At 62.5% G+C, this 23,169-nt stretch carries 18 protein-coding genes; 14 read left to right on the forward strand and 4 right to left on the reverse strand.

Annotated elements, in window-relative coordinates:
* A partial coding sequence (locus RHOFW104R8_RS12990; RefSeq protein WP_235605145.1) for an SseB family protein occupies window positions 1-674 on the forward strand: 674 nt, incomplete at its 5' end.
* A 158-nt stretch (window positions 675-832) separates the two neighbouring features.
* Here the strand turns inward: RHOFW104R8_RS12990 and RHOFW104R8_RS12995 are convergent.
* Window positions 833-1,117: a HigA family addiction module antitoxin gene (locus RHOFW104R8_RS12995; RefSeq protein ID WP_068091892.1), complete on the reverse strand. Its 285-nt coding sequence runs from the start codon at window positions 1,115-1,117 to the stop codon at window positions 833-835.
* Between the two features lie 14 nt (window positions 1,118-1,131).
* Window positions 1,132-1,410 carry a type II toxin-antitoxin system RelE/ParE family toxin gene (locus RHOFW104R8_RS13000; protein ID WP_068091889.1) on the reverse strand — a complete coding sequence of 93 codons (279 nt, stop codon included), beginning with the start codon at window positions 1,408-1,410 and terminating at the stop codon, window positions 1,132-1,134.
* A 617-nt stretch (window positions 1,411-2,027) separates the two neighbouring features.
* Here RHOFW104R8_RS13000 and RHOFW104R8_RS13005 point away from each other — a divergent pair.
* From RHOFW104R8_RS13005 to RHOFW104R8_RS18035, 6 genes are all read left to right on the forward strand, one after another.
* Window positions 2,028-4,211 (forward strand): type I secretion system permease/ATPase, encoded by a 2,184-nt coding sequence (locus RHOFW104R8_RS13005; RefSeq protein ID WP_082823625.1) that lies wholly within the window; start codon window positions 2,028-2,030, stop codon window positions 4,209-4,211.
* Between the two features lie 5 nt (window positions 4,212-4,216).
* Complete coding sequence (locus RHOFW104R8_RS13010; RefSeq protein WP_068091887.1) at window positions 4,217-5,638, forward strand: HlyD family type I secretion periplasmic adaptor subunit; 1,422 nt, start codon at window positions 4,217-4,219, stop codon at window positions 5,636-5,638.
* 532 nt (window positions 5,639-6,170) lie between these two features.
* Window positions 6,171-6,569, forward strand: a complete 399-nt coding sequence (locus tag RHOFW104R8_RS13015; protein WP_068098617.1) for a hypothetical protein — start codon at window positions 6,171-6,173, stop codon at window positions 6,567-6,569.
* Window positions 6,570-6,590: 21 nt separating this feature from the next.
* Window positions 6,591-15,278: a calcium-binding protein gene (locus RHOFW104R8_RS17975; RefSeq protein ID WP_153021665.1), complete on the forward strand. Its 8,688-nt coding sequence runs from the start codon at window positions 6,591-6,593 to the stop codon at window positions 15,276-15,278.
* 431 nt (window positions 15,279-15,709) lie between these two features.
* On the forward strand, window positions 15,710-15,832 hold the full coding sequence (locus RHOFW104R8_RS17040; RefSeq protein WP_407071445.1) for an integrase core domain-containing protein: 123 nt from the start codon (window positions 15,710-15,712) through the stop codon (window positions 15,830-15,832).
* A gap of 134 nt (window positions 15,833-15,966) precedes the next feature.
* Window positions 15,967-16,230 carry a transposase gene (locus RHOFW104R8_RS18035; protein ID WP_082823626.1) on the forward strand — a complete coding sequence of 88 codons (264 nt, stop codon included), beginning with the start codon at window positions 15,967-15,969 and terminating at the stop codon, window positions 16,228-16,230.
* A gap of 26 nt (window positions 16,231-16,256) precedes the next feature.
* On the opposite strand, the gene moeB is transcribed toward RHOFW104R8_RS18035, so the two are convergent.
* The gene (gene moeB, locus RHOFW104R8_RS13025; protein WP_068091971.1) at window positions 16,257-17,453 is read right to left on the reverse strand and encodes a molybdopterin-synthase adenylyltransferase MoeB; all 1,197 of its coding nucleotides are present in this window, start codon (window positions 17,451-17,453) and stop codon (window positions 16,257-16,259) included.
* A gap of 90 nt (window positions 17,454-17,543) precedes the next feature.
* Between moeB and RHOFW104R8_RS13030 the strand changes: the two genes are divergently transcribed.
* Window positions 17,544-17,954: a hypothetical protein gene (locus RHOFW104R8_RS13030; protein WP_235604293.1), complete on the forward strand. Its 411-nt coding sequence runs from the start codon at window positions 17,544-17,546 to the stop codon at window positions 17,952-17,954.
* Window positions 17,955-17,958: 4 nt separating this feature from the next.
* Here the strand turns inward: RHOFW104R8_RS13030 and RHOFW104R8_RS13035 are convergent, their stop codons facing one another.
* Window positions 17,959-18,363 (reverse strand): ribonucleotide reductase subunit alpha, encoded by a 405-nt coding sequence (locus RHOFW104R8_RS13035; RefSeq protein ID WP_068091879.1) that lies wholly within the window; start codon window positions 18,361-18,363, stop codon window positions 17,959-17,961.
* A gap of 247 nt (window positions 18,364-18,610) precedes the next feature.
* On the opposite strand from RHOFW104R8_RS13035, the gene moaA reads away from it, so the two are divergent.
* From moaA to RHOFW104R8_RS13065, 6 genes are read left to right on the forward strand one after another with little or no spacing between them, the layout of a single operon-like run.
* The gene (gene moaA / locus RHOFW104R8_RS13040; protein ID WP_068091874.1) at window positions 18,611-19,591 is read left to right on the forward strand and encodes a GTP 3',8-cyclase MoaA; all 981 of its coding nucleotides are present in this window, start codon (window positions 18,611-18,613) and stop codon (window positions 19,589-19,591) included.
* On the forward strand, window positions 19,588-20,598 hold the full coding sequence (gene moaCB / locus RHOFW104R8_RS13045; protein WP_068091872.1) for a bifunctional molybdenum cofactor biosynthesis protein MoaC/MoaB: 1,011 nt from the start codon (window positions 19,588-19,590) through the stop codon (window positions 20,596-20,598). Before moaA ends, moaCB begins: the two co-directional genes overlap by 4 nt.
* The gene (gene glp / locus RHOFW104R8_RS13050; protein WP_068091870.1) at window positions 20,595-21,848 is read left to right on the forward strand and encodes a gephyrin-like molybdotransferase Glp; all 1,254 of its coding nucleotides are present in this window, start codon (window positions 20,595-20,597) and stop codon (window positions 21,846-21,848) included. Before moaCB ends, glp begins: the two co-directional genes overlap by 4 nt.
* A complete protein-coding gene (locus tag RHOFW104R8_RS13055) occupies window positions 21,845-22,105 on the forward strand; it encodes a MoaD/ThiS family protein (RefSeq protein ID WP_068091867.1) in 261 nt (86 codons plus the stop codon). The genes glp and RHOFW104R8_RS13055 overlap by 4 nt, the downstream gene beginning before the upstream one ends.
* Before the next feature lies 1 nt (window position 22,106).
* Complete coding sequence (locus RHOFW104R8_RS13060; protein ID WP_068091864.1) at window positions 22,107-22,604, forward strand: molybdenum cofactor biosynthesis protein MoaE; 498 nt, start codon at window positions 22,107-22,109, stop codon at window positions 22,602-22,604.
* Window positions 22,582-23,166, forward strand: coding sequence for a molybdenum cofactor guanylyltransferase (locus tag RHOFW104R8_RS13065; RefSeq protein ID WP_068205443.1), 585 nt, complete (start codon window positions 22,582-22,584; stop codon window positions 23,164-23,166). Before RHOFW104R8_RS13060 ends, RHOFW104R8_RS13065 begins: the two co-directional genes overlap by 23 nt.
* Window positions 23,167-23,169: the final 3 nt, after the last annotated feature.

Below are 23,169 nucleotides of genomic sequence, written 5' to 3' on the forward strand. Positions count from 1 at the left end.
ATATCGTCGGTGCCGAGCAGGTCTTCTACAAGGCACTCTTGGAGGCCACAGTGTATGCACACGTTCCAATCGAACCTGCGCCATCTGATCGCATCCGGTTTATTCAGTTCATCAGGCCTGACAATGGACAGACGGTGCTGCCGTTTTTCAGTGAGCGGGAACAAGCCGAGGTGGCAGCTGCAGGCAGGGTGGCGATCATGGCCATGGCAGGGCGACGGCTTTTTGAGCTGACCCGCGGTGCGACCTTGATGCTCAACCCGAACCGTGATCAGTTGACGTTCTATCCGCCTGAGGTCGGCGCTCTCTTGGAAGGCCGCCCGCTTGGCGCCTTTACCAAAGAAACGCTAGGGGCTAATGAGCAGGTTGGGGCGTGCCCGCCATCCGTGTCAACGGATGCCTTGGTGCTGGTGCTCCGCGGTCTATATGAGCGTGAGCCCTCCGTGCGAGCCGGCTATCTGGTCGAGGTTCACCGCGGGTCGGATAATTCGGACGTTTTCTTGCTACTCACCTTGGTGGTGACCAAGGGGAACGATGAACGCATGGTGCAGCTCACCTCGCTGGAGCTAAGTTCCGTGCCGCCGCCGTTGGCACTTCCCGTCACGATGACATGCGTTCTTCCCGATGAGCCGCTGCCCGAACTATGTCATTGCGGCATTCAGTTCTACGGAACCTGAGGTACCAGGGCGGTCGCTCATTGCCGACGCAGCAAGATAACTGCAGCTTCTCGAAGCTTGCGTTGAGTACCCGATCCCATGACCCGCGTGGTAGCCGGTGATTAGGGAGCGTTGTCACGCCTTAACGCCTTGACGCCGTGCACGCGGCCACTGGCGTATTACGCCGCGTCTTGTAGGGACTGCACCTTCGGCTGCTTTCGCTGCGCGGCTTGAGCCAACTCATAGTTGGCCTGCAGCGTCATCCAGAACCGCGCCGTGCTGACGCCTGCCCGCTCCAATCGGAGCGCTAGATCGGGGCTGATGCCGGCCCTCCCGTTGATGATCCGCGACAACGTTGTGCGCGACATGCCAAGCCGCTGCGCGGCATCGGTGACCTCAATGCCGAGTGGCGCAAGCACGTCTTCGCGCAGCAGCTCGCCGGGGTGCGGAGGATTCTTCATCATGGCGGTAACCTCGTTCAATGGTAGTCCTGATAATCAACCAGCTCGACGTCCTGGCCGACAAACCGGAACGTGACGCGCCAGTTGCCGTTCACCCACACTGACCAGTGGCCTTTGAGCGTCACTTTCAGAGGATGCAGCTTGTAGCCGGGCTGATTCAGTTCGGCCGGCGTTGCAGCGGCATCGAGCGCGGCCAGAATGCGACCGAGCTTGGGCGCATGCGCCGCCTGCACGCCGCGAGCGGAGCCAGTCCGGTAGAGGGTTTCCAATCCCTTGTGACGGAACTCTATGATCATACTGAAGTGTAGCGCGTTGCGATACGCGGCACAACCAATCGGCCGTTCCGCGTGGTTCCAAGACCTCGCAGATTCAACGCGTTATCAGGGGTAGGGCGTTTGCTTCGACCCAAAGCGGTTCTTAGGCGCTCCGGTCGGGGCGGCGGTAGGGACAGGCTATCTCGATGTTCCGGGCCCTTTTTTTGCGCTAGCTATCCCTGGAAATTGGCTAACGAACCGGAATTTCCTAACCGCTTGGGCCAGTGGAACTCGGTGAAGATGCGCGCTCCGCCGTGATTCAGACGGCTCTGTCTGGCTGGCCTTGTCGGCCCATGCCGTCAATGTTTATCAGGGAAGCCTGACATCACAAAGCCCCAGTGAGCTGCCATCAGGTTCTTGATCAGATCCCATCTTGCAACTGCGATCTACCTCACAAACACCGAATTGTGTTTGTCATGGCCTGCGCGCAGACTGAGCAAGGAATTACGGTTTCGCATGATGTTGCGTTTCGTAATGCAGGGGCGAACGCAGTGTGTTGAGAGCAGGTATTGACCCTCTGGGATGAGGCCGATCCTTAACCGCGTATTACGTGGTGGGTGCATGCCTCTCTAAGTCTTGTATGAAAACCGAGGCTGAGCATGGATGCCGCAGTAACTGCCGATGATCTTGCCGACGAACCGCAACGCGAAAAGCTTGAAACTTCGGAAGTGGCCGGTGCCGCAAACGATCAGCCGCTCCAAGGGCTGGTGTTGCTGGCCCAGTTTCACGGTATCGCGGCCGACGCGGCACAACTACGGCACGACGCCGGTAGGGGCAATCAGCCTTTCGACGAGATCGCGCTACTGCTCGCGGCGAAACGACTGGGCCTCAAGGCCAAAGTAATCCGACAACCTGCCGAGCGCCTGGATCGCGTGGCGCTGCCCGCGCTTGCCCTCATGAACGACGGCACGGCGTTCGTCGTGGCCAAGGTCGACGATGAGAAGGTACTCATCCATGACCTCGCTCTCCAACGCCCGAGCATCCTGTCCCGTCAGGAACTCTTGGCTCGTTATGACGGCCGCCTGCTGACGGTCGCCTCGCGCGCCTCGATGGTGGCCGAACTGGCGAAGTTCGACTTCAGCTGGTTCATTCCGGCGGTGGTGAAGTACCGCAAGCTGCTGCTGGAAGTGCTGGTCGTCTCATTCTTCCTGCAGCTGTTCGCCCTGGTCACACCGCTGTTTTTCCAGGTGGTGATGGACAAGGTACTGGTGCACCACGCGATGACCACATTGACTGTCATCACGGTCGGCCTGGTGGTCATCACGCTGTTCAATGTGGTGCTCTCGGGGCTGCGCACGTATGTGTTTGCGCATACCACCAGCCGCATCGACGTGGAGCTGGGTGCTCGCCTGTTCCGGCACATCCTGGCGTTGCCGCTGGCCTACTTCGAATCGCGCCGCGTAGGCGACACGATCGCCCGCGTGCGCGAGCTGGAAAACATCCGCAACTTCCTGACCGGCCAAACCCTGACCTCGGTGCTGGACCTGCTGTTCACCTTCGTCTTCCTGGCGGTGATGTTCTTCTACAGCGGTTGGCTGACCCTGATCGTGGTGATCTCGCTGCCGTTGTATGCGATCTGGTCCGCGGTCATCACGCCGACCCTGCGCGCCCGCCTCAACGAGAAGTTCGTACGCAGCGCGGACAACCAGTCGTTCCTGGTCGAAACGATCGCCGGCATCGGCACCGTCAAGGCGATGGCGGTGGATCCGCGCATGGTGCGCACCTGGGATAGCCAGTTGGCGGGCTACGTCAGCGCCGGCTTCCGGGTGACGCACTTGGCCAACATCGGCCAGCAGGGCGTGCAGCTGCTGCAGAAACTGGTCAGCATCGCGGTCCTGTACTGGGGTGCCCAGATGGTGATCGATGGCACGCTGTCGGTCGGCCAGTTGATCGCCTTCACGATGCTGTCGGGTCAGGTGTCCACGCCGATCGTGCGCCTGGCGCAGCTGTGGCAGGACTTCCAGCAGGTCGGCATTTCGATGGAGCGGATGGGCGACATCCTCAATACCCGCACGGAAGCGGGTGGTAGCCGCATGGCCTTGCCGCCGATCCAAGGCAGGGTGACATTCGAAAACCTCAGCTTCCGCTATCGCCCCGATACCGCCGAAGTGCTGGCGGGCATCAACCTCGACATCCAGTCTGGTGAGGTGGTCGGCATCGTCGGCCGCTCCGGTTCCGGCAAGAGCACGCTGACCAAGCTGGTGCAGCGACTCTACGTGCCCGAACGCGGCCGGATTCTAGTGGACGGCACCGACCTGGCGCTGGCCGATCCCGCATGGCTGCGGCGCCAGCTGGGCGTCGTGCTGCAGGAGAACTTCCTGTTCAATCGCAGCGTGCGCGAAAACATCGCGCTGATCGATCCCGGCATGCCACTGGAGCGAGTCATTCGAGCGGCTGAATTGGCAGGTGCCCACGAATTCATCGTGGAGCTTCCACAGGGCTACGACACGATTGTCGGCGAACACGGCGCCAGCCTGTCCGGTGGCCAACGCCAGCGCATCGCGATCGCCCGCGCACTGGTGGCCGACCCACGCATTCTCATTTTCGATGAAGCCACCAGCGCATTGGACTACGAGTCGGAGCGCGCGGTGATGGCCAACATGCGCTCCATCTGCCAGGGCCGCACGGTACTGATCATCGCCCACCGCCTTTCCACCGTGCGTCATGCCAACCGCATCGTCGTCGTCGACAAGGGGCGCATCGTGGAAACCGGCGCGCCCGATGAATTGCTGAAGCGCCCCGATGGGCACTTCGCGCACCTCTCCCAATTGCAGCAGGGCTGACGCACATGACGAGCAGAGTCGGCGCCATAGGGGACGTGCTTCGGCGCTACGGTCAGGTCTTTCGTGTGGCATGGGCGGAGCGCCGTGCCCTGGAGCCGATCCGGCGCACGCGCGAGGAACTGGCGTTTCTGCCGGCACATCTGGAGTTGGCTGACACGCCCCTGTCCCCGGCACCACGCCGGAGCCTGTGGGTCATCATGGCGCTGTTCACCGTGGCATTGCTCTGGGCCTGTGTGGGCAAGCTCGATGTCGTTGCCGTCGCACTGGGGAAGACAGTCACCAGCAGCCGCACCAAGGTGATTCAGTCGGCCGAAACGGCGGTGGTGCATCGCGTACTGGTTCATGATGGCCAGACGGTGAAGCAAGGAGAGCTTCTCGTCGAACTGGATGCGACCGCGACTTCGGCCGACACCAAGAAGGCGGAAGAGGCATTGATCAGCGCTCGACTTGCCGCCGCAAGATCCGCGGCCTTGGTCAAGGCGATGGAGGCGGGAGAGCTTCCGGCGATGGCGGACGAGGCCGGGCTGCCTGCGGACCGGTTTGAGGCCACCCGGCAACTGGCTCTCAGTCAATTTGCTGCATTCGCGGCCAAGAAGCAGAGCCTTGAGGCGATGGTTGCGCAGAAACAGGCGGAGCTGCGTACGGTCGAGTCGGCGATTGTTCCGCTTGAGCAGTATCTGGAGATCTCGCGCACTCGGGTGGCGGACTATGAAAAACTGCTCGGCAACGGTTACGTTCCCAAGCAGGACTACCTGCAGCGCAAGCAGGAACGCATCAACGCCGATCGCGACCTTGCTGGGCAACGCAGCCGCCAAGCGGAACTACGCTCCGCCATCACTGGAGCGAGGGAAGAGCTATCGGTCACCGTGACCGATACACGCCGTCAGTTGCTTGATGAGTTGCGTCAGGCACGCGAGCAGATCCAGCAATTCGAGCCCGAGGTAGCGAGGACCACCCAGCGCAATGCCCTCATGCAATTGCGCGCTCCAGTGACCGGTATGGTTCAACAGCTTGCGGTGCATACCGTCGGTGGCGTGGTCACGCCCGCTCAGCCCCTTCTGTCCATCGTGCCCGAAAACGAGCAACTGGAAGTGGAAGCCACGGTGCTCAACAAGGACATCGGCTTCGTGCAGCCTGGACAGCGGGCTACGATCAAGGTCGAAAGCTTTCCGTACACACGCTACGGCTATATCGATGGCGTCGTGGAAAGTGTCTCGCACGACGCCATCCAGGACGAAAAGCTCGGATTGGTCTATCAGGCGCGGGTGAGGATGAAGAAAACCGTGTTGGTGATTGATGGCGTCACGGTCAACCTGACTTCCGGAATGTCACTGACTGCGGAGATCAATACGGGAAAACGACGAGTCATTGACTACATCCTCGATCCGTTGCGGCGAGGTGTGGATGAGTCGATGAGGGAGCGGTAAAGAACCATCAAACAGCCCGTGCCGGGTGGTCGGAAATTTCCACGACGTTGCGGACATACACCTCTAATTAGGTCACATTCAAGGAAGTGTCTTCATGGCGACCAACGTTTCATATCGGCTTTGCACGAAAATACCGACTCGCCACCGTGAACGCGCCGGTCATCTGGCGCGAATGGTGTGAGGCATGTGAAGTCCACAGTAGCCAGGCGAATGAGTTCCTGTCCCGTTAGACGAAAAACGACACGACAACGTGCATTGCAGGGGTGATGAAGCTATGTCGAGAACGGGCGTGCGTTGCATAAAAGATTCATGCCGGGAGCCTTCAATACCAATTTACCGGACGACCTCCTGGCTGGTATGTGGATTGGTTGTCGCGAGCACAATCGTGTTAGCTGGCTGCGATAAAGCAAACCTTCAATGGTCCGAAGAGGTTCGGCTTTTAGACGGGCAAATGGTTATGGCCGAGCGCACCGCACAAGGCAGGACATACTCGGAGCTTGGTGGGACCGGGGGCTGGAGGGACCCAGTGGAAATGTCGGTTTCGATCACCAAGGCACCGGACGGCATCGAGCCGCCGCCCGAATGGCGCGACGCCTATGTGCCGGTGCTTCTCGACTACGACACTTCCAGCAAGTCGTGGTCGATGGTGGCGACGTTCTACTACTGCGAGACCTGGTACGCGCTGGGAAGGCCGATGCCGCCCTACATCGAGTACGAGTCGACCCACGGTTCTCCGTGGAAGCGCGTGCCGCTGGAAGAAAGATTCATCGATCGGAAAACGAACCTGTTGACGGGGCCTCGCACGGATGGCGAGCCGGACTTGGTGACGATCGCGGACAAGGAATTTCGCCAGCGATCGGCCGGATGGAAGTATCAGCAGATTCTGCGCAAGTGGGGGCGTGAGGAACGAAATTATTGTGATCTCTCGTAAAGCGGACTTAGGAGACTAACCATGACAAGCAACCTCGAATACGCACAGTTGGCCACGCATGTATACGCACGATCAGATGAGAACCGGACGCCACTCACTGACGGATGGACGCAGATTTCCCGCCAGGAGGACGACACGTGGGGCTTTTCGGCGGGCGCCTACCAGAGGGGAAATGAGATTGTCATTTCGTTCGCAGGCACCAATGAGACCATGGATTGGGCTTCTAATGTTCCTGCTGGTATTGGCTTGGGCGCCTTCCAAGTCACCGAGGCGCTGGATTTCGTGCTCGGCATCATGGCACAGAATCCTGGGGCTACCTTCAGCCTGACCGGTCACTCACTCGGCGGCGGGCTGGCCTCGGTGATGGCGGTCTTCCTGGACCTACAGGCAACGGTGTTCGATCCCGCACCCTTCGAACTGAGCGCTAGGAACGATGTCTTGCTCGGCGCGCTCCAGACTTACCTGCTCACCAGCGGATACAACAATGCGGCCTTCGACGCATACACGTCCAGCCTAGGCGCGCTGTTCTCGCAAAGAGAACCAAACGTCGTCAGCTACAGCACTGATGGCGAGGTTCTCGAATACTTGCGTTTAACCCTCCCCACGATCCAAGGCACAGCGTATGAGTACGCGGTCGGTACACCCTCCGCTCTGGAGGCAATTCCGGGCTCGATGGCGATCTCCTTGCATTCGATGGATCTGTTGAGTTCGGTTATGCGTTCGCAGGCGTTCAATACGGGGTTGATTGAGCAGAACCGCGCGTTCTCTGTCTTCAGTGACACCAGCTTGTACGCTGCGGATACGCGGTCGGACAAACGCGATTTCATGGCGTCATTGCACAACAGGCAGCTGGCAAGCGGCACGGGTGGAAGTGGCATCCTGGACGTGGTGGGCGCGGACCTGCAGAAGATCGGCACCAGCGGAACCGCCTTCGAGGAAGACATTAACCGAGGTGTGCTCGCGACGCTGGCGGAGTACTACTACTTCCAGGCTCCATCCACATCCCTAGAATTCGTGGACGCGGTCCAGGGCGGAATCACGCTGGATTTGTCGAAGATCGCGGGCGGATCGGACCGGAAGGGTCAGGACATGCTCCTGGCCAATCTCAAGGATTGGCTGGCCGATGAGGAAGCTCATTTGCCCGACTTTGGTCAGGTCCAGCGCGTCACGCTTCAGTCAGGCGGCGCGGGCCTACAAATGGCTGTGGAAAGCGACGACAAGAGCGACGTGGTCATCGGCGGCGAAGGTTCTGACCAGATATCCACAGGCGGCGGCGGCGATTTCATTTTTGGGCTGGACGGCGCGGACATCATCCGCGGTGGTGCTGGAAAGGACGAAATCTACGGCGGTGACGGTGGCGACACGCTCTATGCGGGCTCTAGCGCCGACGACGCTGACACCAGCGAGAACCGCCTATATGGCGGATGGGGCGACGATACACTCTACGGTTCCGCCGGCAAGGACTACCTGGATGCCGGTGGTAACACCGACACGCTGAAAGGTGGTAACGGGTTCGACGTCTACAAGATCGACAACCTGGACACGATCGATGATTCGGACGGCAAAGGCGTCGTCTACCGTGGCAACAAGCAGCTGGCGGGCGGCACCCATAACGAGGGCGATCCCGAGAACGTCTACTACGGCGGCGGCGACGTCTATGTGCTCAACGGGACGACGCTGGTCATCAATGGTGGCCTGACCATCGAGAACTACGACAAGGACAAGAGCAGCCTACAGATTGTCCTGCGGGACGACGACGATGACGACGACGAGGGCCCCAGCACCGATGAGGCTTCCACGCGCACTTCGCCCATCGTCATCGACCTGGACGGCGACGGCGTGGAAACGCTGGCGCTGGGCGCGACCCATTTCGACCACGATGCCGATGGCCTGAGCGAAGCGTCGGGCTGGGTCAGCCCCGACGATGGTCTGCTGGTCTACGACCGCAACGGCGACCAGCGCATCAGCAACGGTACCGAACTGTTCGGTAGCCATAGCGTGCTGGCCAGCGGCGAACAGGCCGAGAACGGCTTTCAGGCCCTGGCCGAGTTCGACGACAACGGCGACGGTGTGGTCGACGCGCAGGATGCTTCCTACGCTTCGCTGCGGGTGTGGCGCGACCTCAATAGCAATGGCATCAGCGACGCAGGCGAGCTGCAGACACTGGCCGAGGCCGGCGTCGCTTCGATCAGTACCAGTTATGCCGATTCCACGCACGTCGATACGAATGGCCACGAGCATCGTCAGGTGGCAACGGTGGTACTGAGCAACGGCACCGCTTCCACCGCCGCGGACGTCTGGTTCAAGATTGATGCCGGCGAACGCGTGAACAGCGGAGACATCGACCTGACGGCCGATGTTCTATTCCTACCGAACGCAAAGGGTTTCGGCAAGGTACAGGATCTGCGCCAAGCCATGGCTCTGGATCCTCAGTTGAAGACCTTGCTGGAGCAGTACATCGGCACCACAGACTTCACCATCAAGAATCAACTGCTCGACGATCTGATCTACCGGTGGGCAGGCGCAGACGACGTTGATCCGTACAGTCGCGATCCGAAGCAGGTCTACGGCCACGTAATGGACGCACGCCAGCTGGTGACGCTGGAAAACCTCGTCGGCCACGATTATATGGGCGTGTGGTGCTGGGGTGAGCACGACCCGAACCCGCACGGCAAGGCAGCTCCATTGCTTATTGCCGAGTATCTGGAGTTCAAGCGGTTCACCGCCGCACAACTGGCGGCACAAACCGACTACGCGGACGATCTGGACATCATTCGATCCGCATTTGGTTCCGACTCGCTTGGAACATCGGTCGATTGGGACTCCCTGCAGGGGAAGCTGAGCTCTCTGTACGCGAGCGGACAAGTGGACCGGATTGCCGGCATCCTATCGGTGCTGACCGATCTGGGCATGTATTCCTCCGGCTACCGCGCCAAGCGCGACGCTGCGTTCCAGGCGATCGCCGCGTCTAGCGTAGAGCTGGCGCCATTCTTGGATTTCAGTAGTCGGATCGGCACCGCTGGGAACGATACGCTATATGGCACTGACGCGGGCAGCATCTTTTTCGGATTGGCCGGCGACGACCGTCTGTACGGCTCCGTCACCGGCGACAGCTACCACTTCTCGCGCGGGCACGGTAACGACACGATTCTTGATCGTGGCGGGCTCGACCAAGTTGTACTGGGAGAAGGCATCACCCAAGCCGATCTGACGTTTACACGCAATGCGACCACGGTCTGGATCCACGTCAAGAACGCGGACGGCAGCGACGGCGGTTCATTGCGCATCGACAACTTTTTCGACTTCGATGGCACGGTGGATTTCAGTGCCATCGAGCTGATCCGCTTCGCCGACGGAACCAGCTTCAGCCAACAACAGATCCTGGCGATCCTCACCGCCACCTCGATCACCTCGGGCAACGATCTTGTGTTCGGCACTGCGGCGGGCGACACCATCAATGCGCTGGCCGGCAACGACGACATCCACGGCCTGGCCGGCAACGACCAGCTGTCCGGCGGCGCGGGCGACGACGAGCTGATGGGCGATGATGGCGCCGATACACTGAGCGGCGGCATCGGCAACGACTCTCTCGTTGGCGGGCGCGGCAACGATACCTATCTGTTCGACGCTGGGCACGGCAACGACGTGATCAGCAATGCCGCCGAGGCGGCCAGCGGCAAGGTAGACCGTCTGGTGTTCGGCGAGGGCATCGATCCGACGACGGTCACAGCCAAGCGCATCGGGAACGACCTGCTGTTGCAGATTTCCGCCAGCGACAGCGTCCGCATGACCAACTACTTCAACGCGGAAGCCGCGGACGGAACGGCGGTCGACGAGATTGCTTTCCACGATGGAACCGTCTGGGATATCGCCGACATCAAGGCCCAGGTGTTGCAAGCGACCGCCGGCGACGACGTGATCAACGGTTATGCCTCCGGCGATGTGCTGATCGGTCTGGCCGGCAACGACGGCCTGTTCGGCAACGGCGGCAACGACACGCTGGACGGCGGCGATGGCAACGACACCCTCGACGGCGGGACAGGTAATGACGTGCTCGCCGGAGCCCTGGGCGCCGACAGTCTGCGCGGCGGCGAGGGTGACGATCAGTTGGACGGCGGCGCCGGCAACGATTCATTGCAGGGCGCAAGCGGCGATGACTTGCTGGTCGGTGGCGATGGTAACGACGAGCTCGACGGCGGCGCCGGGCGCGACACATTGCAAGGTGGAACCGGAGGCGACTGGCTAAATGGCGGTGTCGGCGACGACATACTCGAAGGAGGGTTCGGCAACGATGCGCTGCAAGGTGGCGCCGGTTCGGACATCTATACGTTCAACGCGGGCGATGGCCAAGACACCATCGACAACTACGATGCCAGCGCTGGTCGTGTCGATGCCCTAGTGTTCGGCGCGGGCATCGATCCGACACAGGTCACTGCACGCCGCAGCGGAGACCACTTAGTGCTGACATTCGCCGGGAGCGAGGATCGGGTCACGGTCAACCATTACTTCGTCGGCGATGTGGCCGGCGGGTATCAGTTGGATCAGATCCGCTTCGCCGACGGAACGGCGTGGAACGTTGATACGATAAAGCTGCTCGTTCTGACTGCGACCACCGGCGCCGACACCCTGCACGGCTATGAAACCACCGACAGCCTCGCTGGCGGCGAGGGCAACGACACGCTCTACGGCCATGGCGGCAATGACATGCTACAGGGCCAGAGCGGCGACGACATCGTCTATGGTGGCGCGGGCAACGATCAAGCCACCGGTGAGGTCGGCAACGACGTATTAAACGGCGAGGATGGCGACGACACTCTGGACGGCGGCGCAGGCAACGACACCCTGCGCGGCGGGGCGGGTACCGACCACTTGGCTGGCGGTTTCGGCGACGACCGTCTCGAAGGCGGCGAAGGTGACGACTTCTATCATTTCGCCGCGGGCGACGGCCACGACATCATCAGCGACACGCAGGGCCTGAGCACGATCTACCTGTCCGGGCTGCCTTTGGGCGAGGTCTTTTTCCGGCGCGAGCAGACCGCGCTCGGTGTTTATTTCCTCAACTCTCCTGATGACCGGATCTTGCTTGCAGATTTCTTCGATCCAGTCACCGAGCTTGCCAGGCATGGGCTTCGCCTTGACATGGGCGACGGCCAGGTGTGGGTTCTGGACATGGCTGCGCTGGATGCTGCGTCCATGGCCGGTACCACGCTGGACGACGTCATCTTCGGCAATACGCTGGACAACACGATCGAGGGGCTGGCTGGCAACGATGCGCTGCGCGGCGGCGCTGGCGCGGACAATCTGGACGGCGGTACAGGCAACGACGTCCTGCAAGGCCAAGACGGCAACGACCTGTTGAGCGGTGGCGAAGGCAACGATCTGCTCGATGGCGGCACGGGGCAGGATCAGCTCGCCGGCGGTGCGGGTGACGACATCTATGTCGTGGAAGACGTGGGCGACGTGGTGACCGAGCAGGCGAACGGCGGCTACGACATCGTCAGGAGCAGCGTCTCACACATACTTTCGCTTGACGTGGAGCGCCTGGAGCTCACCGGAAGTGCCGCCATCGACGGCACCGGCAACGAGCTCGACAACGCGCTGGTCGGCAACAACGGCGACAACATGCTCTCGGGGCGCGATGGCGACGACACGCTGTTCGGCTTCGGCGGTAGCGACACCCTGATCGGCGGAGCGGGCAACGACCAGCTCGACGGTGGCTACGGCAATGACGTGATGAGCGGCGGTACCGGCGACGACACCTACTCCGTGGACGCCCCGGACGACGTAATCGTCGAGCTGGCCGGGGAAGGGCACGATGTGGCATTCGCCACCAGCAGTTACGCCCTGTCCGACAACATCGAGAAGCTGGTCCTGGCGGAAGGTGGCGGGGCGTCGGACGGCACCGGCAATGCCAGCGACAACGAGCTGGTCGGCAACTCGCAGGACAACCGTCTCGACGGTGGCAGCGGCGCTGACAGCATGACTGGCGGTCTCGGCAACGACACCTACGTGGTCGATGATGCCGGCGACGTGATTGTCGAGAACGCCGACGAAGGCACGGACACGGTCGAGTCGAGCATCGACTACGTGCTGGGTGCCACGCTGGAAAACCTCACTCTGTTGGGCACGGCCAATCTCAACGGTACCGGCAACGATCAGGACAACGTCCTGATCGGCAACGATGGTAACAATCGTCTGGAAGGCGGCTTGGGAGCCGATTCGCTGCATGGCGGATTAGGCAACGACTACTTCATCGAAGAGTCGAGTGCCGACTGGGTCTACGAGAACCTCGATGAGGGGCTGGATACGGTCGAGCGCCGCTACGAGACCAATCTCGTGCTCAAGGACAACGTCGAGAACCTGATCCTGGCCAGCGGTGTCACCACCGGCAACGGCAACGAGCTGGACAATACGATCACTGGCAACACCGGCGATAACACGCTGGGCGGCTGGGATGGTGATGATCTGCTACAGGGTCTGGCCGGTGACGATGCGCTGTTTGGCGGCAACGGCAGCGACCGTCTGACGGGCGACGGCGGCAACGACTACCTCGACGGCGGTGCCGGGATCGACCAGTTGGAAGGTGGCGCGGGCAATGACGTCTACATCACCGACGACTCGGCTGACATCGTGACTGAGGATGCGAATGCAGGCACCGACCAGGTGCAGACGACAGCTTCGTACACGCTTTCCGCCAATATCGAGAACCTGTTCCTGATGGATGGTGCCGGTGCCATCGACGGCACCGGTAATGCGCTGGACAACTATCTGGCAGGCAACGACGACAGCAATGTCCTGAACGGTATGGGCGGCAGCGACACCATGGTCGCCGGCGGTGGCGACGACCTGCTGATCGGTGGCACCGGCGACGACAAGTACGTCTTCGACGCGACCAGCGGCAGCGATGTGGTCGACAACACCGGCGGCGGCAACGATGGCGTCTTCTTCACCAACGGCGTGAACCGCGATCGGCTGTCCTTTGGCCGGGACGGCGACGACTTGTTGATCTTCGTGGATGCCGCCACGGCACCCTCGGTGCGCGTGACGAACCACTTCCTTGGTGGCGACGCGGCGATCGACTACGTGCAGCCCGATGGGGGCTTCATGCTGACGACGGCGCAGATCAACCAGATCGTGGCCGGCGGCAGCACCGGCGGCCAGTACGATCAGGTTATCGAAGGCACGGCCGCCGCGGAGCAACTGGTAGGCAGTGCCGGCAAGGACCTGATCAAGGGACTGGCCGGCGACGATCAGCTGTTTGGCTTGGCTGGCGACGACACGCTGCAGGGCGGCGATGGCGACGACTACCTTGCCGGCGGTGGTGGCAGCGGCAGCGGCTCAGGCGCGGATCGCCTGGAAGGCGGGGCTGGCAGCGACACCTTGAGCGCTGAGGATGGCACCAACATGCTCCTCGGGGGTGCGGGTGACGACAGCTACGTCTATGGCGGCGGGCAGGACACCATCGACAACACCGATGGCGGCTTCGACGGCGTGTTCTTCAACGACGGCATCACCGCGTCGCAGTTGGGCTTCAGCCGCGATGGCGATGATCTGCTGATCACGGTGGACGACAACGCCAGCAGCACGGTGCGTATCACCAACCATTTCCTGGGTGGCGACTACGCAATCGACTACGTGCAGCCGGCCGGTGGTTCGATGCTCGATACTGCCGCGATTAATGCCCTGGTGGGCGGCGACGGCGGCGATCCCGGTACGCCGGGGGAACCCGGCAATGACAGTGACTACACCACCACCGTCGATGGCACTGCCGCTGGGGAGCAATTGCTCGGCACGAACGGGCGCGACCTCATCCACGGGCTGGGCGGTAACGACACCATCTTCGGTTTCGGCGGTGACGACAAGTTCGTCGGCGGTGACGGTGACGATTACCTGTCCGGTGGCAACGGCTCCTTCAGCGGCTCGGGTAACGACATCCTGATCGGCGGTGCCGGTGTCGACACCCTGGTGGGTGAGGACGGCAACGACCTGCTCCTTGGTGGTGCCGGCAACGACAAGTACGTCTGGCAGGCCGATTCCGGCGGCGACGTGATCGACAACACCGGCGGCGGCACCGATTGGCTGTTCTTCAATGGCGTCAACCGCGCGCGATTGAGCTTCCATCGCAGCGGGGACGACCTGATCGTCCTGGTGGACGGTGACGAAGCCCAGCAGGTGCGTGTGCAGAACCACTTCCTGGGTGGCGATCTTGCCATCAGCTATGTGCAGCCCAGCGACGGCTACGCCATTCCCGCCTCGCAATTTGGAAGCTTGCTCACGCCGTTACCTGCAGGTTTCACGGCGGCCAGCTTCTCGCCGTCGTCAATGTCTGCCATGAGTCTTGCGCCAGATGCTCAGGCCATGGCGTTCGGAACGAACGATGCCGCCTATTCGGTAACCGACAGCACGTATTCCGATGTCCTTTTGGACAAGCGCGGACGTCTCCACGCCGCACTATGGGATTGGCCGAGCGAGCAGGGTTCCATCCATCGTGAATCGCATGTTCGCAGCATAGATAGCGTCGCGCGCTTTGGAGAGGGTGTAAGCGTGAGTCGTGAGGCGCAGCAGTTGATCGAAGCCATGTCGCGTTTCAACCCCGTTTCCGGAGCATCGGAAAGTCACGAAGACAGTGCTTGGAACGGTTCAACTCTGATGCTGAGTCATGTCACGGATCACCCGTTCAAGCAGCGTTCCACGGTATCCGCTTTGTAGTCGAGAACTGTAAGCACGTAAGGGTTTGGGGTGCCGCTTCAAGTTTTTAGAAGCGGCACCTTCCAGGCCAAACAATGGCGACCGGTACTCGCGGGGAGAGGCCGCTTTCGACGCCGACCTCCAACTTAGCGTAGAGGGTGACAGTCTAAGTTGCACAGTTCTACTTGGCGAAAAGCCGATGCCCGCCGAACCGTTACACCCAGGGCACCCAATAATTTCGCTTCGTCGGCGCTGATGTGAAATTGGTCGCATCTCGCGCTGACCAGCGGCACGCTGTTCGCCGAAACCAAGCTACCTGCTGACACAACACGAGAACGGCATCTCGGCCCTGCCACTGCACTGGCAGCTGGGCGTGTCGTACAACACGGCGTGGCTGCTCAAGCATAAGCTGATGCAGGCGATGGTTGAGCGCGACCGCGATCAGGCGCTTGGTGGCATCGTGCAGATCGATGATGCGTGTGATTGGCGACTGGATCCAGTTCTACAACCACCGGCGCCCCCATCAGGCGCTGGGCATGAAGAGCCCCACCGAGGCTTATACTTTAGCGGCCTGACCTGTGCAGGAAGTGCTGGGTCATTACACGTTTCGCAAAACGGTGCTGGCGGCATGGGCGAAGCGCCATTGGGTGCCTAGCGCCGCGGTGGTGTCCGATGGACTGAACTGCTTTCCGGGCGGCCGATTGCACGCATGTTCCTCTCGTCCCCGGCGGTGGTCCACCCAGCGAAGGACACCCGACCTTCTGGTGGATCAATACGATGTTGGGCAACATCAAGAATGCGATACATGGGCACCTACCACGCTCTGCGTCCGAAGTACCTGCAGCGTTACGTATCCGAATTTTGCTACCGCTTCAACCGGCGCTTCGATCTGGCGGTGCTGGTACCACGACTCATCGTCGCGGCGGCGCGGACGCCGCCTCTGAGTTATCGGCTCGCAACCTTGGAAGCGTGATGCGGGAAATCAGGAGCGTTCTTCTATTAGCTGGACGAACAGGAAGCTTCGATCTGTTGGTAGCCCATGAAGGGGGTATGGTCGGAGCAACCTGGACAAAGCGGGTTGCGAGGAAGCCGTATCTTGTGGAAATGCATGTTCAATGCGTCAAAGCTGAGCAGATAGCCGGTCAATGGCTCACCCAGGCCAAGAATCAACTTCAGCGCCTCTGTCGCTTGCAGCAAACCGACAATGCCGGGAAGCACGCCAAGCACACCGGCTTCACTGCAATTGGGAGCATCGGTGGCGGCCGGCGGTATGGGGAACAGGCAGCGGTAACAGGGTGAATCGTCGCGGCGTGGATCGAACACGCCGAGCTGCCCGCTGAAACGCTCCACAGCTCCATAAATCATCGGTATCCTCAGGCGCAACGAGGCGGTTGCCAGCAGGTAACGCGTGGGAAAGTTGTCGGCGCCGTCGATCAGCAGATCATTGCCTGCAAGCAGCCGTTCCACATTGCCGGCGCCCAGCCGCTCGGCGTGTGTTTCGATACGGATGCGCGGATTGAGTGCCTGCAGTGCGATCCGCGCCGATTCGGTCTTGCTCATGCCCACGCGCGCATCGGCGTGGACGATCTGCCGGTGCAGGTTGGAGCGCTCCACCTTGTCGTCGTCGATCAAGGTCAGTCGGCCCACACCCGCGGCGGCGAGATAGAGGGCCACGGGTGCACCTAGCCCACCGGCACCGAGTATCACCACCTTTGCAGAGGCTAGCCTGGCTTGTCCCTTCTCGCCGACCTGCGGCAGCTGCAATTGGCGTGCGTAACGCTCTGCGGCATCCGGGTCGAGCGTGCTGGCGACCGTAGGCAGGCCTTCCGTTTTCCAGCGCGTGAACCCTCCGGCCACCGAGCTTACGTGGCGGTAACCCAGGCGCCGAAGCGACTCGGCGGCGAGCAGCGAACGTTGTCCTCCGGCACATAGCAGGATCATGGGGCGGTCGTGATCCGCCTGCAGCTGTTCGATGCGCAGCTCGAGGAAGCCCCGGGAAAGACCCAGTGCATGGGCTACCGTGCCGGCCGCGCGTTCGGCATCCTCGCGTACGTCGACCAGCAGGGCGCCAAGGGCCTGCTGTGCCAGTGCCTCGGCAGGAGAAACCTCCGGTACGTGCTGGCGCAGTTGATCAAGCCAGGAGTCGCAGCTTTGGATTTCCTTCTGCTGCGTTTCACCGCCGTTGTGCTTTTGCATGAAGCGTATCGCCTCCGGAAAAATCAAGCCTGCGGAGTATCAGCGAACTTGCCCGTCGCCGCTGGTCTTCGCCGGTGTCAGAATACGGCCGTGAATGATCTTGTGCCCGTGTACCGGGAGGGATCTGATGATTACGGGGGCGATGAACATGTTCTGGAGTTCCTTGATCTCGCAACACGGGCAGGGGCGTCGATGACGCGGGCATCGTGGCTGGTGCGTCTTGCCGGCAGGACGCCGCTGTGGAAGGTGTTCTGGCTTTATGGCGTGATCCCCAGCTGCGTGTTGTGGGGCGTTATCGCGTGGCTGATGGTCGGTGATGGCGTGCGCGGCATCGTGCGTGGCCTGCTGGTGGTGTTGCTGGCTTACACCGCATGGATCGTGGCGATGGTCTGGCATGCTGCGCCCAACACCACCGATGCGCGTTACGGCGTGCTGGCGCGGGCGTTGACCGTGACATGGGCCATCAATACCGTGTTGATGGTGTTCTTTCTTGCGCTGTAGCGGATCAAAAGAACTGCAGTACGTGCCCTTCGCGGTCGAATGCGGCGAACTCGGACACGCGTCCGTTGTTGATCGCATTGACCATGAAGCGCAGCGGCTGCACGGCCTCGTCCGAGGATGGCGCAACGCCCGCGCGGCCGGAAAGGCTTGCGACGAACACGACGTCCCAATGTTGCCCGGTAGCTATCGACTCCTCCACCAGGGCAGCGAAGCTGGTGACTTCGTCCGGTGCCTTGTCCACGCACAGACTGGGCGACAGATTGCCCCCCTCGCTTGCTGACACGCGCGTACGCTGGGCCTCGGTGGCCGCTTCCGGCAATTCGATCCGCGTAAAGGTGAATAGCAATCGCTGCGGCTGCGGCTGTTGCCGGCTGGCGTCGAGAAGATCTTGGAAGCTGGCTAGGGTCATCGCCGTGGCTGTGGTTCGTTGAGGTGTCTGGAAACTATCGCGCCACCGTGCCGGCTGCGCATGGTCGTGACAACGTGCCGCACCCGCGTTTGATATCGATCAATTGTGCGTGGATAACGGCGCGTTAGTCTAAAGACAGTTTCGTGGAACCGCCCAGGCGGGTCCGCGATCGAGCGCCCTCGTGAGGACGCTTCACGGTGGGTTGATCGAAAACCATCAGGGGTTTTCCGAATGGAGTGAAGGAGCGATGCGGGCTCTGCTTGACCAACATGGGCGTTCCTTCCCCTATTTGCGCCTGTCGTTGACTGAGGCGTGCAATTATCGCTGCACCTATTGTCTGCCCGATGGCTACCGGGCGACTGGTGGCGCCGGCTTCCTCGGCCTGGCCGAGATCGAGCGACTGGTGCGTGGGTTTGCCGCACTGGGCATGAGCAAGATCCGGCTGACCGGCGGCGAGCCGAGCCTGCGCAAAGATCTGGCCGCGATCATTGCCACCGTGGCCGGGATACCGGGGATTCGTCGGGTTGCGCTGACCACCAACGGCTGCCGCTTGCCGCGCCATGTGTGCGGCTGGCGCGAGGCGGGACTGACGGCGTTGAACGTCAGCCTCGACAGCCTCGATGCCGTGCGTTACCAGGCCATCACGGGGCATGACCGTTTCGTCGAGGTTACCGAGGGTATAGAGCAGGCGCTGGAACTCGGCTTCGACGCCGTGAAGATCAACGCCGTGCTGCTGCGCGGGCACAACGACGACGAGCTTCCGGCATGGCTGGCGTATCTGCGCGAGCGTGACCTGGCGGTGCGTTTCATCGAACTGATGCGCACCGGCGACAATCGCGAATTCTTCGAACGTCATCATGTTCGCGCCGAATCGCTGCAACAGCACTTGCTGGCCGACGGTTGGCGGCTGCGTGAGCGGGCGCCGGATGCCGGGCCCGCGCACGAGTATGTCCATCCGGACTATCGCGGGCGCATCGGCGTGATCACGCCGTACGCCAGGGATTTCTGCGTGGGCTGCAACCGCCTGCGGGTCACTGCGCGCGGTGACTTGCGCTTGTGCCTGTTCGGTGACTTCGGTATCTCGCTGCGGCCGCTGCTGCAGTCCGATGCCGACCACGATGCGCTGGTCGCACACATCGCCGCCCAGTTGGGTCTTAAGGCAGCCGGTCACGGTTTGCACCAGGGACTGACCGGGATCACCTCGCACTTGGCATCGATTGGAGGATGACCATGCCTGTTGCGACGGAACATCCGGCCGCTTTCCACATGGCCGATATCCGCGACAAGCGTCCGACCCGCAGGCGCGCTGTGGCCGTGGGCGAATTGGCTGCCGGACCGGTGGCGTGGCCGTTGATCGTCGAGCGCCGCCTGCCCAAGGGCGATGCCCTGGTGATGGCCGAGATCGCCGGGTTGCAGGGAGCCAAGCAGGCGTCGGCGCTGATGCCGTTGTGTCACCCGTTGCCACTGGAACTGGTGCGCGTGCGTTGCGAGCCGGTGGCTGAACGTCAGGCGGTCCGCGTGTATTGCGAGGTGGCTACCGAGGCGCGCAGCGGCGTGGAAATGGAGGCGCTGGCTGGGATCAGCGCGGCCCTGTTGACGCTGTATGACCTGAGCAAGCCGGTTGAGCCGGCGCTGGCCATCAGTGGTATCCGGCTGTTGTTCAAGGAAGGGGGCAAGAGCGGATTGTGGCGGCATCCGGAAGGCATGAGCGAAGCGGAACAGGCGCATTACCGGCCGCGCGACATCGGGCGCCTGGACGATGTGCCGTGCGCGGTGATCACGCTCAGCGACCGTGCGCACGCCGGCACCTATGCTGATCGTGCGGGCCCGCTGCTGCTGGACCGTCTCAGGCAGATGGGAGCATCGGTGGAGCACGTCGAGTTGTTGCCCGACGGCCTGGAGCCGCTGGCCACGCGGTTGCGAACGCTGGCGGACGCGCAGATACGTTTGTGTCTTTGCACGGGCGGTACTGGCCTGGGGCCGCGGGACGTTACGCCCGAAGCGCTCGCCCAGGTCGCCGATCGTCGCATCCCCGGGCTGGCCGAGATGTTCCGCAGCGAAAGTGCCCGTCACACGCCACTGGCCTGGCTGAGCCGCGCTGAGGTGGTGCAGGTGGGACGCATGCTGGTGTTTGCGCTGCCGGGTAGTCCGCGGGCCGTCCAGCAAGGCATGGAAATCTTGGCACCTCTATTGGCTCACGCACTGGCGATGGTGGACGGCGAGGCCCACGCATGATCGGCTACTACGATGCGCTGGCGGGCATTCTCGCCCGGTCGCACCGGCTGGAGACCCGGGACTGTCCGTCCATGCACGCGCTTGAACAGGTTCTGGCCCGGCCGGTGGTCAGCCCAACCGACCTGCCGCCATTCGACAACACGGCAATGGATGGTTTCGCGCTGTGCGCCGGCGGCGCGCGACTTCCCTGCGGCAGCGAATACGTGGTGGCGGGAGCGCAGGCCGCGGGAGACGCCTGGGTGCAGGCTGACGGTGGTGCCTGGGAGATCATGACCGGCGCCTGCCTGCCGGCCGGCATGGACACGGTCGTACCGGTGGAGCTGGTCGAGGTCATCGAACGGAATGGGGTCGGCCGTCCCTTGCGCATCCGGCTGGGGGTCGACGTCGAGGCCGGGGAACATGTGCGCCGGCGTGGCGAGGATGTTCCGCGCGATGCCGAGGTTATGGCAGCAGGTGAACTGCTGCAGGCACAGCACCTGGCACTACTGGCCGCCCTGGGTATTGCCGAGGTGGCGGTGGTGCGACGTCCGCGCGTGGCGCTGATTTGCACCGGCCGCGAACTGGTGGATGATCCCGCGCAGCCGCTGCAATCGGGACAGATCCGTAACAGCAACGGCCCGTTTCTCGCCGCCCGGATCGCTTCGGCCGGCGCCGACGTGGTGTACCAGCAGACCGTGGGTGATGAGCCGTCCACGTTCCTGCAGGCGTTGGAGCATGCACTGGCGGCTGGCTCGGACGTGGTGCTCAGTACGGGCGCCGTCTCGATGGGGCGCCATGACTTTGTGCCGGAGGCGCTGATCGGGTGCGGCGCGGCGATCCATTTCCACAAGGTACGAATTCGTCCGGGCAAGCCGTTGCTCTTTGCGAGCCTGCCCGGCGAGGCCCTGTTCTTCGGGCTGCCGGGCAACCCGGTGTCCAGTGCCGTGGGCATGCGTTTCTTCGTTGAACCGGCATTGCGCAAGATGCTTGGCCTGCCGCTGGAACGACCGCTGCGGTTGCCGTTGCGGGGCCGTTTCGACAGACGGGTCCCGCTGCGATGTTTCCTCAAGGGGAAGGTGGCACTGACGGGCGATGGCCAGTTGCATGCCAAGGTGTTGCCGGGGCAGGAGTCGTTTCGCATCCTGCCGCTGCTCGATGCCAACGCCTGGGTGGTGGTGTCCGAGAACGCCGAGGCCTGCGACGCGGGGTCTTTGGTCGACGTATACGGGCTGGGACACCTCCAGACGCCGATGATCAGGAGTGCAATATGAAAATCGAAGTCAGCCTGTTTGGCGCGTTCCGCGACTTCGAGCCCGACGCATTGGTGGCGCTGGAGATTCCGGCAGCTTCGCGGGTGTCCGACCTGCGCCGTGCCCTGTCGGCGCACGGCAGCGCGCATTGGGTAGGGTTCAAGCAGGGGCTGATGGAGCGTTCGGCGTTTGCCAGCGCAACGTGCATCCTGCGCGACCACGAGCCGTTGCCGGAGGGTGAGCGGATCGTGGTGTTGCCGCCCGTGGGTGGAGGCTGAGATGGACGGGTTTCGTGGTGTCGTCGTGGACGTCGCGCACGACCGGGTCGATCCGGCCACGGCGCTGGAGTTTGTTTCTGATCCGGGCTTTGGCGGTTTCGCGATGTTCGTCGGCCGGGTGCGCGACCTCAACCAGGGCCGCGTCGTCACCGGCGTCAGCTACGACATCTTCGACGAGCTGGCCCTGGTGACCTTCGAGGAGATCGCCCGGCGCGCGCAGGTGCAATTCGGCCCCCGCGTCAGGATTTATGTCGCCCACGCCAAGGGACGGCTGAACGTCGGTGACGTCGCGGTGGTCGTTGCCGCAGGGACTCCGCATCGGGGCGAGGCATTCGGTGCCTGCCGTCAGCTCATCGAGGGGGTCAAGCACGGCAGCCCGATCTGGAAGCAGGAACACTACCAGGATGGCAGCAGCGAATGGAGCGAGGGCTGTTCGCTGTGCGAAACGCAGCATGAAGACGTCGGGGTCCGGCCGCATGCTGGCCACGCGCACGGCTGAGCCCTCGTCCGTGCTCCACGGGGTCGTGCTTGCCGGTGGCCGCTCTTCGCGCATGGGGACCGACAAGGCTGGCCTGTCATGGCATGGCCAGCCGCTGCTGGAGCACATGCGGGAACGGTTGCGGCAGGCAGGGGCCGCTCGCGTGCTGGTCAGCGGACCGTATCCGGGCATTGACGGGATGCCGGATCAACAGACGGACTTGGGCCCGCTCGGTGGCCTGCTGACGCTGGCGCAGACGCAGCCGGATGGGGTCTACCTGCTGGTCGCCGTGGACATGCCGCTGCTGACGGCGTCGCTGTTGCGACGGCTGGCCGCCGCGGTTACGGCGGGCGACGGAGCACCCTGCGCGATCTGGGCGGGACATATGTTGCCGCTGTGCCTGCGGCTGGACGTCGGCGTACGTGCCGTGATCACGGATCTCGCCAGCCGGCCGCGACGTGCCCGCTCGTTGCGGGCACTGCATGGTGCGCTTGGCGGGGCTGAACTGATACTCGCCGAGGCCGACGAGCGACACCTGGTCAATTGCAACACGCCTGAAGAGTGGCGGGGGGGGGGGGGATGAAAA

Source organism: Rhodanobacter sp. FW104-R8 (assembly GCF_001617365.1).
In the GTDB taxonomy this organism is placed as follows: Bacteria; Pseudomonadota; Gammaproteobacteria; order Xanthomonadales; family Rhodanobacteraceae; genus Rhodanobacter.

Bases quoted from the DNA above. Each gene is read 5' to 3' on its own strand.
- RHOFW104R8_RS12995 (WP_068091892.1), bottom strand. From the start codon at position 1,117: ATGATGAAGAATCCTCCGCACCCCGGCGAGCTGCTGCGCGAAGACGTG.
- RHOFW104R8_RS13000 (WP_068091889.1), bottom strand. From the start codon at position 1,410: ATGATCATAGAGTTCCGTCACAAGGGATTGGAAACCCTCTACCGGACT.
- RHOFW104R8_RS13005 (WP_082823625.1), top strand. From the start codon at position 2,028: ATGGATGCCGCAGTAACTGCCGATGATCTTGCCGACGAACCGCAACGC.
- RHOFW104R8_RS13010 (WP_068091887.1), top strand. From the start codon at position 4,217: ATGACGAGCAGAGTCGGCGCCATAGGGGACGTGCTTCGGCGCTACGGT.
- RHOFW104R8_RS13015 (WP_068098617.1), top strand. From the start codon at position 6,171: ATGTCGGTTTCGATCACCAAGGCACCGGACGGCATCGAGCCGCCGCCC.
- RHOFW104R8_RS17975 (WP_153021665.1), top strand. From the start codon at position 6,591: ATGACAAGCAACCTCGAATACGCACAGTTGGCCACGCATGTATACGCA.
- RHOFW104R8_RS18035 (WP_082823626.1), top strand. From the start codon at position 15,967: ATGTTCCTCTCGTCCCCGGCGGTGGTCCACCCAGCGAAGGACACCCGA.
- moeB (WP_068091971.1), bottom strand. From the start codon at position 17,453: ATGCAAAAGCACAACGGCGGTGAAACGCAGCAGAAGGAAATCCAAAGC.
- RHOFW104R8_RS13035 (WP_068091879.1), bottom strand. From the start codon at position 18,363: ATGACCCTAGCCAGCTTCCAAGATCTTCTCGACGCCAGCCGGCAACAG.
- moaA (WP_068091874.1), top strand. From the start codon at position 18,611: ATGCGGGCTCTGCTTGACCAACATGGGCGTTCCTTCCCCTATTTGCGC.
- moaCB (WP_068091872.1), top strand. From the start codon at position 19,588: ATGACCATGCCTGTTGCGACGGAACATCCGGCCGCTTTCCACATGGCC.
- glp (WP_068091870.1), top strand. From the start codon at position 20,595: ATGATCGGCTACTACGATGCGCTGGCGGGCATTCTCGCCCGGTCGCAC.
- RHOFW104R8_RS13055 (WP_068091867.1), top strand. From the start codon at position 21,845: ATGAAAATCGAAGTCAGCCTGTTTGGCGCGTTCCGCGACTTCGAGCCC.
- RHOFW104R8_RS13060 (WP_068091864.1), top strand. From the start codon at position 22,107: ATGGACGGGTTTCGTGGTGTCGTCGTGGACGTCGCGCACGACCGGGTC.
- RHOFW104R8_RS13065 (WP_068205443.1), top strand. From the start codon at position 22,582: ATGCTGGCCACGCGCACGGCTGAGCCCTCGTCCGTGCTCCACGGGGTC.